10 protein-coding genes are annotated in these 10,887 nt (G+C 55.2%); 6 read left to right on the top strand and 4 right to left on the bottom strand.

Going from position 1 to position 10,887, the window contains the following annotated elements; translation table 11 throughout:
• A partial coding sequence (locus BXP70_RS30425; protein ID WP_218779887.1) for a PA14 domain-containing protein occupies positions 1 to 1,829 on the top strand: 1,829 nt, incomplete at its 5' end.
• Positions 1,830 to 1,932: 103 nt separating this feature from the next.
• Here the strand turns inward: BXP70_RS30425 and BXP70_RS27880 are convergent.
• Positions 1,933 to 2,604, bottom strand: coding sequence for an NUDIX hydrolase (locus BXP70_RS27880; RefSeq protein ID WP_086597408.1), 672 nt, complete (start codon positions 2,602 to 2,604; stop codon positions 1,933 to 1,935).
• Positions 2,605 to 2,665: 61 nt separating this feature from the next.
• Here BXP70_RS27880 and BXP70_RS27885 point away from each other — a divergent pair, with 61 nt between their 5' ends.
• Positions 2,666 to 3,664 carry a nucleoside hydrolase gene (locus BXP70_RS27885; protein WP_086597409.1) on the top strand — a complete coding sequence of 333 codons (999 nt, stop codon included), beginning with the start codon at positions 2,666 to 2,668 and terminating at the stop codon, positions 3,662 to 3,664.
• On the opposite strand, the gene BXP70_RS27890 is transcribed toward BXP70_RS27885, so the two are convergent.
• Positions 3,632 to 4,312 carry a GNAT family N-acetyltransferase gene (locus tag BXP70_RS27890; RefSeq protein ID WP_218779888.1) on the bottom strand — a complete coding sequence of 227 codons (681 nt, stop codon included), beginning with the start codon at positions 4,310 to 4,312 and terminating at the stop codon, positions 3,632 to 3,634. The genes BXP70_RS27885 and BXP70_RS27890 overlap by 33 nt on opposite strands.
• 151 nt (positions 4,313 to 4,463) lie before the next feature.
• Here BXP70_RS27890 and BXP70_RS27895 point away from each other — a divergent pair, with 151 nt between their 5' ends.
• The 4 genes from BXP70_RS27895 to BXP70_RS27910 all read left to right on the top strand — a co-directional run bounded on the left by BXP70_RS27895 (position 4,464) and on the right by BXP70_RS27910 (position 8,205).
• Positions 4,464 to 4,763, top strand: a complete 300-nt coding sequence (locus BXP70_RS27895; RefSeq protein ID WP_143436749.1) for a hypothetical protein — start codon at positions 4,464 to 4,466, stop codon at positions 4,761 to 4,763.
• A 604-nt stretch (positions 4,764 to 5,367) separates the two neighbouring features.
• Positions 5,368 to 6,516: a TlpA disulfide reductase family protein gene (locus BXP70_RS27900; RefSeq protein ID WP_086597411.1), complete on the top strand. Its 1,149-nt coding sequence runs from the start codon at positions 5,368 to 5,370 to the stop codon at positions 6,514 to 6,516.
• An 890-nt stretch (positions 6,517 to 7,406) separates the two neighbouring features.
• A complete protein-coding gene (locus BXP70_RS29755) occupies positions 7,407 to 7,724 on the top strand; it encodes a hypothetical protein (protein WP_143436750.1) in 318 nt (105 codons plus the stop codon).
• A 292-nt stretch (positions 7,725 to 8,016) separates the two neighbouring features.
• Entirely contained in the window at positions 8,017 to 8,205 is a 189-nt protein-coding gene (locus BXP70_RS27910; protein WP_086597413.1) for a hypothetical protein, read from the top strand.
• Between the two features lie 139 nt (positions 8,206 to 8,344).
• Here the strand turns inward: BXP70_RS27910 and BXP70_RS27915 are convergent, their stop codons facing one another.
• Together BXP70_RS27915 and BXP70_RS27925 are read right to left on the bottom strand one after the other, a co-directional pair.
• Positions 8,345 to 8,755, bottom strand: a complete 411-nt coding sequence (locus BXP70_RS27915) for a carboxypeptidase-like regulatory domain-containing protein (protein WP_086597414.1) — start codon at positions 8,753 to 8,755, stop codon at positions 8,345 to 8,347.
• A gap of 1,235 nt (positions 8,756 to 9,990) precedes the next feature.
• Positions 9,991 to 10,485, bottom strand: a complete 495-nt coding sequence (locus tag BXP70_RS27925) for a lipocalin family protein (protein WP_143436751.1) — start codon at positions 10,483 to 10,485, stop codon at positions 9,991 to 9,993.
• Positions 10,486 to 10,887: the final 402 nt, after the last annotated feature.

Consider the following 10,887-nt stretch of genomic DNA (forward strand, 5'->3'; position numbering starts at 1 on the left):
CCTTCTCCTTCCAGTTCACGGGCTACGTGACTGTGCCCACGGATGGCGTCTACACCTTCTACACCAACTCCGATGATGGCTCACTCTTGTACATCGGCAATACGCTGGTGGTCAACAACGACGGCTCGCACGGAGACCGGGAGCTCAGCGGCACCATCGGCCTGAAAGCCGGTACCCACGCCTTCACGGTTTCGTACCTGCAAGGGTATGGCGGCCAGAACCTGCAAGTAAGCTACGCCGGACCTAGCTTCGCTAAGACACTGATTCCGGCTTCGGCGCTGAAACGGGTGTCGGGAACAGCCAACAATCTGCGCGTGCCGGAGAACCCAGCCAATGCGGTGGCCGGCCTGAATTACCAATACTACGAAGGCTACTGGAACGCGCTGCCGACTTTCAGCGCCCTGACGCCGAACAAAACCGGCACCGTCGCCAGCCCAGTGCTCACACCGGCGTCGCGGGATGATGGCTACGCCTTTCAATACACGGGCTACGTAACCGTGCCCACGGACGGGCAATACACCTTCTACACCACCTCCGATGACGGCTCGAAGCTCTACATCGGTTCGCAGCTGGTGGTGGACAATGATGGCCTGCACGGCGACGTGGAACAGTCAGGTACCATCGGCCTGCAAGCCGGTACGCACGCCATCACCATTGCTTTCTTCGAGAATGATGGCGGCCAGACGCTGAACGTGAGCTACGCTGGACCAGGCCTAGGCAAGCAGTTCATCCCGGCCACCGCCTATAAGCGGGTTTCCGGTACCGCCAATCAAGCGCCGGTGGCCAACGCGGGGACCAACAGAAGCATCACGCTGCCTACCAACTCACTGGTTCTCAGCGGTAGCGCCACCGATGCTGACGGTCCGATTGCTTCCCTCTTATGGAGCCAGGTGAGTGGTCCGAATACGGCCACCTTCAACAACCCCACGGTGGCGCAGCCCACCGTCAGCGGCTTGGTAGCGGGCACGTATGTATTCGGCTTGGTTGCCACGGACAGCCAAGGCGCCACGAGTGCCCAAAGCCAAGTCACCGTGACGGTGAATGCGGCTAACAATCTGCGCGTGCCGGAGAACCCAGCCAATACGGTTGCCGGCCTCGACTACCAGTATTACGAAGGCTTCTGGGACGCTTTGCCCAACTTTGCTAGCCTGACGCCACTCCAGAGTGGCACCCTGCCGAGCCCAGTGCTCACGCCGGCTTTGCGCGACTATGGGTATGCTTTCCAGTACACGGGCTACGTGACGGTGCCCGCCGATGGGCAATACACCTTCTACACCAGCTCCGATGATGGCTCCCAGCTCTTTATCGGCTCCACGCTCGTGGTAGATAATGACGGTTCGCACGACACGCAGGAGCGTTCGGGCACCATCGGGCTGCAAGCGGGCACGCATGCCTTCACCGTGACGTACTTCCAGAACGGCGGCGGGCAGGTGTTCTCCGCAAGTTACCAAGGACCAGGTCTGGCCAAACAACTCATTCCGGCCGCGGCGCTACGCCGCGTGACGGGGGCGGCCAAATCAGTGGCAACGACAGCGAGTGCTACGCACCAGGTTTCGGAGCGGGCAGAACGCAACCTGCTTGAAGTGTATCCCAACCCGCTGACGGAAACCGGCACCGTGCACTTCCACATCCAACAAGGTGGCAAAGCCCAAGTGTACTTGTACAACGAATTGGGGGAGTTGATTTCAACCTTCTACAACGCCGAGGTGGTGAGCGGCGGCGAATACTACCTACCCTTGTCCACCGAGAAGCTCGCCAACGGCGTGTACATCTGTCGCTTAATCAGCAACGGCAAGGTGGAAAACCTACGCTTCACGGTTATCCGCTAAGCCTAGGCTTTTACTGATCTTACCACAGACAAAACGGTGGTCGAGCGCAGCTCGACCACCGTTTTGTCTGTGGTAAGGTGCTGTATTTAGGCGGCGCTTGCGCTTAGTAGGGGGTGCGCTGGGTGATTTGCTCGTAGGCTGAGTAGGCGGCGGTGTTGAACTGGTAGAGCTGACTGGGCCGGTGCGAGACGCCTTGCTCCACTTCCGCCAAAGCCTCCACGTAGGGCAAGCCCTTCACCCACTTGCGGAAGTTGCGGTTGTCCAGTGGCACCTGGTAGAGGGCCTCGTAGAACTTCTGCAGGTGGTTGAGCGGAAACTTACGCGGCAGCAGGTGAAAGGGCACCGGCCGGTGGCGGGCCGCTTCTTGCAGGCGTCGCCACGCATCCTGCACCTTCTGCCCATGATCGAAAGGCAGCACGGGAAGCTGCGCTAGGTCCACCCACTGCGCGTAGTGGGTGCGATCTGCTGCGGGGGCGTAGTGCGCTACGTCCAGCAAGGCATAGTAGGCCACTGAAGCTAGGCGTTGGCCCGCCGTGGGGTCCGTCAGCGCGTAGGCCTGCACCTGCTCTAGGTAGCTCACGTCCACGCCCGTCTCCTGGCGCAGTTTGCGTGCGGCCGTCACGGCAAAGTCTTCGAGCTGGTCGACAAAGCCGCCGGGCAAGGCCCATTCTCCTTGCGCCGGCGCGTTCTCCCGGCGAATCAGCAAGACTTGGAGCTGATGCGCCTGCTGGTCATAGGTGAAGATAATACAGTCGACAGCAATTTTAAACAGCATGATGCTAGGTTAACGTAATATATACGCTAAGTTTACGTATTATGTACGTAAACTTAGCGCCATGACCCCCGCAAACTTACCCCAAAAATTGTCCGTGCTCTTCGACCACGATGGCTCAGCGGACGATTTTCTCTCCTTACTGCTGCTGCTCACCATGGACGCAGTCGACCTGCAGGGCATCTGCATTACCCCCGCTGATTGCTACGCCGAGCAGGCCGTGGAAACGACTTGGAAGTTGCTGCAGCTCACCCAGCGTCCAGCCATTCCCGTCAGTGTCGGGGACTGCCACGGCGTGAACGCCTTCCCGGCTGCATGGCGGGCCAAGCCGCGCATCCTGAATGCACTGCCCGCCTTGCTCAACCTAGACCCAGCGCCCACCCCACTCGATGCGCGCCCGAGTGCTGTCTTCCTCCGGGATGCGTTAGCGCAGGCCACGCAGCCCGTGACGTTGTTACTGACCGGCCCGTGCACGAACCTAGTGCAGGCGCTGGACCTAGATCCTAGCATCGCCGGTAACATTGCCCGGGTGGTGTGGATGGGCGGGGCGGTAGACGTTGAGGGCAATGTGCGCACCTACAACCACGACGGCAGCGCCGAGTGGAATGTGTTCTGGGATCCTGCGGCCGCCGCCCGCTTGCTCGCCTACCAACTGCCGCTTACGCTCATTCCCTTGGATGTGACCAACACGGTGCCGGTTAGCAAGGCCTTCCTGCAAAGTTTAGCTCGGCATATGGCCCACCCCTGGGCTAACCTAGCCGGGCAGTTCTGGGCCACGACTGTAGATACAATTCCGGCCTACGAGTACACTTACTTCATGTGGGATGTGCTGGCCACCAGTTACCTGGCCATTCCCGAGGCTTTCCGCCTAGAACGGGTAGAGCTGCGCGTGGTCGCTAGCGGCCCCAGCGCCGGGCGCACGCAGCGCCAGCCCGGCTGCGAGCAATGGGTGCAGGTGGCCACGCAGGTGGACCAAGCGGCCTTCTACGCCTACGTGTTGCAACAATTCACCCAGTCGGCACCCGCCGCATCAAGCTTGGAGGCCTCCGCGGGCGGCGTGTAGCGCGGGCCACTCCGAACGCAACACCGCCAGCACGAGCTTGTCATGGAAAGCGTGCTGGCGGTAGCAGGCCTGGCGCAGGCGCCCTTCCAGCTGAAAGCCCGCGCGCAGGTACGCCTTCAGGGCTCCTTGGTTGGGCTCGGAGACGGTGAGCATGATGCGCTGCAGGCCCAGCTCCTGAAAGCCGCGGGCCAGGACCTGGCGGGTCACCTCGGTGCCGAGGCCTCGTCCCCAGTAGCGCTTCTCGCCCAGCAGGATGAAGTACTCGCCCGACTGGTTGCGGGCGGAGATTCCGCTCAGGCCGGTGTAGCCGATGAGCGCACCGGTATCCGCTAGGTAGATGCCCAGCGTCAAGCTACGCGGGTCCTGGAGCGTGGCGGCCAGCCACTGCTCCACCTGGGGCAGGGTCGTCAGGTCTTGGAACACGGAGAGCGAGTAGCGAATGACCTCGGGATCCTGCAGCCAGCGATAGAAAATGGGGGCTTGGGCAAGCTGAAGGGGGAGCAACTGGATCATGAGCGGAGCGGGAAAGAGCGTAGGCGTAAAGGTAGGGCAGGACTCCTGTTCACGCGCTAAGCGAGCAAAAGGGTCTCGTTTCCCGCGCAAGCCATACAGAAACATGCGCAAGCCTGTGGTCCGACAAAAGTACACGGACTAGTATCGCGTACGAAGCATCACTTCTCTAAGCTTGTCATAAAAGCAACAGTATCCTGTGTTCGTCTACTCACCGTAAAAGCGGCTGTTGAGGAGGGAAAAGGAGGAGTAAGATTCGCGTATTATGGAGCCTGCGAACTCGTTTAACATGACAATCCCCTCCCTTCTCCGGGGGCGCAGCTCAGGCATCAGCATCAGAGGTAAGGTGCGCATTACCAAGATGGGCGGCGGCTTGATCCGCGGCAAGCTGTTTATGTGCAGCTTCGCGGCCAAGAAAACAACTACAGCGCGTCAGGCGCTTTTTGACCGCCTTGTGGCGAAAGGCAAGAACAAGAAGCTAGCCCTGATTGCCGTCTGTGATAAGCTGCTCAAGCAAGCCTTCGCTATCGTTAAATGGGGTGCGCCCTACGAAGCTGATTTTACCTCAAAACTTGTCCTCAACCCTTGATTTTTACCACAGATCGTGTCAAGAAAAGATTCCCAGGATTTAGTCACCTTAGCGGCTAGGCCTGGCTGGGTCTGGCTTTTATCTATTTATTGTCACTCTCACGAAGTACGTATCCTCTCTGGATGCAGCCGCCAGTTTATCGGAAAGCGAGCCACTGAATCGTAGGAGTGCTTCCCCGATGACTTAGCGGGATTGCTAGCCCCATGCCATCGCTAAGGGTTGACAGCTGCTGTAAGTGAGTAAACAACGCTCCAATCTGCTCCCGTACGCTCTCGGCACTGTCGAGAAGGGTAATTCCGTCGCCGGATCCAATAGACAGATCAGCTGCTCGCACATGAATGCATCGAGTACTTGCTTGCTTATGGCTTGTTGCACAGACAGGGAAGCACTTGACTAGAACTAGTAAAGATCCGTCATTAGAACCAGCTTTTCGAGCAAAAATGTACCGTGGAGCATCGTTACGCAACGGACACCACTAAATCTGTTCTTACGGAGTGTAGCTAGTTGTGCGGCGTCGCTGTTTTATTGCATAAGATACATCTTGTTTTATATTCGATTATTGATAGTAAGTATTTTATAAATCAATTAGCTACAGTTTCAAATCATGAAAAGTTTACTCGTAAGAATTAGTTTACTCGCTTGCTTGGCTGCTTGTAATCAAGAGAAGCCTACAGCTGAAATTATTGTGGAGGGCAACATCAAGCATATCCCGGATGGCAAAGTATACCTAGCCGATGCCCACCAATACGATGTCATACTGGACTCGGCGGAGTGCCAGAATGGTCACTTCCTCTTCAAGCTGAAATCGGATTCTTCATTTACTCCTAGTAGAGTGTCTATTCACTATACGAATAACACGATACCCTATGACTCTACTAATAGCACGGAGCAATTTTTCCACCGGCTGGGGTATCGCATGCTCGCCTTTTATAACCATTCAAAAGGTAAGGACAGCTTAAAGTATCACGACACCTCCTTTTTCTTGGAGAAAGGGCGCACGAGACTACTAGGAGATGCGCAAAGCAATGATATAAGAGTGTTTGGTAGTAGGGAAACGGATCTTACGTACAGTCTTAATCGAGTGGACTTTGGTTGGCTCGGTAACTTGGAAGGAGAAAAACGAGCAGCGCGACTCACGTTTTTCAAAAACAAAATCCAGGAGAACCCCTACTCATACTACCTGCTAAAAGAAATATATAACGCGAAAGAACAGTATTCCGAGCAGGAGCTACGCGAGATACTCGCGTTGTTCGATCAAGAGGTGCAAGGCTCCACTTTTGGGCGCAAAGTCAACCACTACCTAGCCAACCGCACTGACCCAGATCAGCCCTACCCCAATCTGTCCCTGACAGGGGCCAACAACCAGCAAGGCTGGATGATGGACAATGGGGCGAAGGTGAATATGCTCGTGTTTTGGGCTAGCTGGTGCGGGCCGTGTCGCCGGGAAATCCCCCAGCTCAAAGAGCTTTACGCCGACTACAAAGACCGGGGGGTAAACCTAGTGAGTATCTCCATTGATGAAAAACCGGAAAGCTGGCAAAAGGCCTTAGGTCAGGAGCAAATGGGGTGGCAACAGCTTATCGCCGACAAAGAGCAGATCGACTTGGTGCAGCAGAAATTCAATTTCAACGCTATTCCCTTTATTCTGGTAGCCGACAGTCGGGGCAAGGAAATCAAGCGCTTCACGGGGTATGAGGAAAATAATATCCACCTCTACCGAACTGTGCTAGAAGAAAAGCTAGTAGGGAAGTGAGCAGTCTACTGCCTGCATTGTAGCTCACCCTTCGAGGAGAAATTGGTGCATCAAGCGTCTTGAGTTAATGTCGCTGTATCCCAATCTGGTGAGCGGCATGGCGACCATTGCCTTTGACTCAACGTGCGCCGCGTCGGTGAGCCTGACTGTCAGGGACGCGCTGGGTCGTACGGTGGACTAGGTAGACGTTAGTTTACGAGCTGCGGGTCCACAAACTAATCGTTGCGGGGCAGGCGGCGGGGCTCTACTACTTTCGCCTACGCGTGGATGGGCAGCCGGCCGGCCCTCGCCAAGAGGATCGTCATCCCGTAGCAAACCGTGCGCTTAAGCAGCATGCCTCAAGGCCAGCCTCCGGCTGATGGGTCGGCCCTGAGGCATGCAAGAGTGATTCCCCTTTCGGGTGACAAGCTAGTAACCGTCACGCGCCTTCCCTTACTTGCAGCCGCAGTCGTAGCACGTTGTAACGTGGCAAAGGGAACGACGCCGCCACAGCCTTGCCACGTAAAGGGTTTACATTTCTTGTTTCTTCTCCTTCGGGTCAAAGTAGTAGCGCGCGAAGGCGGCGTTGCACGGGCCCGTAGCCGGCATCAGAGCACAGGCGGCCGGTGGAACCCCTGGTTCCGGATCCGGGTCCGTCCGGCTACAGGTGGCGGAGCAGAGCAGGGCAGTAGCTGCGAGCAACAGTAACATCCTTGCGAGCTTGCTGAGTAAGCAAAAGTTGCATGCTAGCGCACAGGCTATTGGTGAGTAGTAGGCATTTGACCTGCACCATCTACCGGTGTGTATTGGCCCAGTGAGGACGAACGCTGGTTGATTAAACAAGATCGATAGCACGCAGTGAACACGAGCTCCTTGTCTGCGCTTCAAGGCGGTGGACCTACCCGCTGCCGATGAGTTCATCTGCATATTCTGGCGGCCGTCGCCCAGAAGTAAGCTACTGCCATTGCCACCCGCACCAGCGATGCCCTAGCGGCCAAGAAAGCCCGCGGCCACGTGCTGGGCCCACCAATCTCACAGCTAACGCTACCGAATGCGGACTAGTCGTCCGGCAACAGAACGCCCAGCAGCATCTAGCCAAGCGGCAAGTGGCACGGCTGGCCGCGCTGCTGCATGCTACGGGGTTGAGCCTGCGCGTTATTGCCCAGCGTCTGAACGAATCCAGGTACCGCACCCGAAGAGGTAAGTTCTTTTACCCTATGCGCTTGTAATGGTTACTAGCGCGGACATAGGAGTCCTCTACGTAGGCTCTTACCCTACCCAACCGCCTATTAAGCAGGCGAAAAAATAACGCCTGTAGTAGCTCTATTGCTTGTCACAAACAAATCAACTTTAGTCCCAATCCATAGCAAGCTAATTGTCCAAATCGCAGCAAAGCTGCACTTTATAAATATTAATAAAAATCAATATTTATAAAGTACAAGTCACAGTATGTGCTGGTTTCACCTTGAAGGGGGTAGGGGAGGGTAGTACCTTTGTTACATCCTCTTTGCCCCTCGCCTCATGAACTCGGTTGCCCTCTCTTTTGCTGCTCTCTTACTGATCAAGCCCACAGGTTATCTTACCTTAGAAGGAGAACTCGTCCCGGGTGAAGTAGGGGAGCATGCCTTGCAGCAAGGAACAGCGCTGTTGGTCAATGGGGTGTTGATTGGCGACTTCTCGCTGCCAGCAGAAGCCCTGCGTGTGGCGTGAGGCGGTTGGTGCCAACAATCAAGTTTTTATCGATTGGTCGGCAGATATACCCTTACACAAAACGTCCCCCGAAGTCGCTAGGCCTTAACCAGACGAACTGCGGGGGACGATCAGCACGCGTAGGAGCGCACAGTGGGGCTTAGAAGATAAACCAGCGGTGCTTTTTCACCTTAGCTTCCTTCTGGCGGGGCACTAGGGTCATGTTTGCGGTGGTGCCGCCTTTTACGTGTACTTCTTCATCGGTGTAACCGCCGTAGCCGTATTGCAGGGTGACCGGCTGGTTCGCGGGTACGCGCAGGCTATACTCGCCCTTGGCGTCGGTGCTCACGCCGTAGAAGCTGCCTTTTTGCAGTACGGTTGCGCCTATTAGCGGCTTGCCTTCTTCGTCCAGGATGCGACCACGGACGGTAGTCACGCGCAGCAAGCTAGCCGAGCCTTCGGTTTCGGCTGCGGCCATGGTCGACGAAGCGAGTGGGGAAGTAACCTCCGTGGTCGGACGGCTGGAGCCGGCAAATACGGCGCTACCCACGAGCGCAGTACCTACTACCATGGCCGCGGCGCGCTGGCGGNGAGCGCAGTACCTACTACCATGGCCGCGGCGCGCTGGCGGAAGCGCTGGGGCTCGGTGCGGATCAGGTCAAACTGGCGTTGTACCCAGCCTACGGCTTGTACATTGTGCCCTTGACCCTTGAGCTCGTAGAAGCGACGCAGAGTCGCATCCGCTTGTTGGCTGTTCGCTTTGATATAGGCGTCGACAGCTTCGGTGTTTTTGCTGGAAAGATCGCCGCGCAAATACGCGTCGCGGTAAGCAGGGAGCAAGGTGCCTGTAACTGGGTGGAAGGGAGAAGCGTGGAGTTTCATACAAATGGTGCAGATAAAGGATAGAAGCGGACAGTGGTGCTCTTGAAAGCGAAAGCAAGTTCTATATAATATTTATTAATATAAATATTTCAATGTACGTCATTAGAAAAGTCAAAAACCCACTTTCTGTGCTGTTATCGATTTTCTTAGCTTAATAATGCATTTCCACTGTATTACCAGCCATAAAACTTTCTAGGTAACAAAAATAGAGTGAACAGATTCCTAAAAATATACAAAATTCCTATTTCGAGAATAACGGGCATAAGTTAGTTTTTATCAATTATTTATCACTATAACCAGAATATATTGAACAGCTTTTTTGCTTTGTTATTTGCTAGTCGGCTTAGAAACTATTTTCCTGGTGAACTGTCGCAGGGGGCCTCACCATGCAGCACCACATTTCTTGCATTCTTCGCTTGGCATTTCCCATAGTGGGAAATATCCTTAACGGTATCTTTCGCCCTACTTATTGACCTACTGAGCTCCATCGTAAGGAGCTACACCCGCGTACCTCTACGACCAGCCTTAATTGTTTCCTCGCACGGCCGCGACGCAATTAGGAGGCTTCGAACGGCTTTAACCGAGAACCTTTTCTCCTCTTATTGCAGGTAGTTCATATATTAAATTATTTTAATGTTAACCCTTTGTCTGTGCCTGATTCGTGCGTAGGTTTGCACTCGTTATCCCTTATGATTGCGCTCTTGAAAGCAAAAAGCCCAGCTGATGCTGGGCTTTTTTTCATGGTTAGCTAGTACGGACTCGATGGTTTTATAGCGACGCAATAGATCGTACTGGAATAAGCTCAGGAACCAGGATCATTCGCCAAAAGTTGCTAAAATAAGGCGCACGTGTCTTTGCGATACCCTAGTAATAAAGCCGCTCCTGGATAAGAGCGGCTTTTTACTGGCAACTGTTGCGGGCCGCTTACTGGGCGATCAGCGTGGTGCGCGTTACGGTGATCCTCTTCGCCGTCGTGTCCGTGCTGGCGAGCACGAGCCGGGTGGTAGAGAGCGATTCAATAGTGCCGCCTACCTTTATATTGGTGTCAACCCCAGGCTGGGGGGCTAGGGCAACGGTGGCTGTCAGGGTCGTGCCACCGTTTGACGCGGCCCAGGTACCCGTGCGGGTCTGCGATGCCGCTTGGTCACAGCGGGTAGGTCCCTCGTCCAGCAGGAAGGCCCCATTGGGTTGAAACGTATATAAGTTGTCTTGGAAGCAGGTCGGCTTGGCTGAGTAGATATCCTCGGCCGGCAAAGTGTCTTTCTTTACGGTAATAGCCGTGACTTTCCAGCTCTTGTCCATGACCAGCTCGGTGGCCTTTATAATGGTGGGAAAGGTTGGCTTGAAACTCTCCTTGTCGCAGCTGGTGAGGCCGGCTAATAGGGTTAAGGATAAAGCTAAAAGGGTACGTGGATACACAGATGAAGGAGATAGAAAGAAGGAAAAAGATAAAACAGGACAAGCTTCCTGGTCAAAACCAGTGCCAATACTGAATGTTTTATATATACAATAGGATGAGTATAGGACGAACGGCCTAGTCCTCTTCTACATCCCGAGTGTCAACAGCTCAGGCTTCCGGCATTACATTCATTAGAAGCGAATAGCAACACGGATTTGGTCTTTAGCCTGCGTTTGACCCCGCCATAGCCAACCCGCTGCCTCGAAATTTATGCTTTCAGCCCCAGCTTGGTGAGGCGCCCTTGCCTCTTACAGGTAAGGTTACAGGCTTGCTGACCGTGGAGTACTTTATCCCCGTTTCGAGGTCCTTGCTGCTGCTTCGACCTTCGCTGCTATGAGCGAAACGGCAAGCAACCGGCGGTA

This window comes from Hymenobacter crusticola (genome assembly GCF_002154225.1).
GTDB classification, from domain to species: Bacteria; Bacteroidota; Bacteroidia; order Cytophagales; family Hymenobacteraceae; genus Hymenobacter; species Hymenobacter crusticola.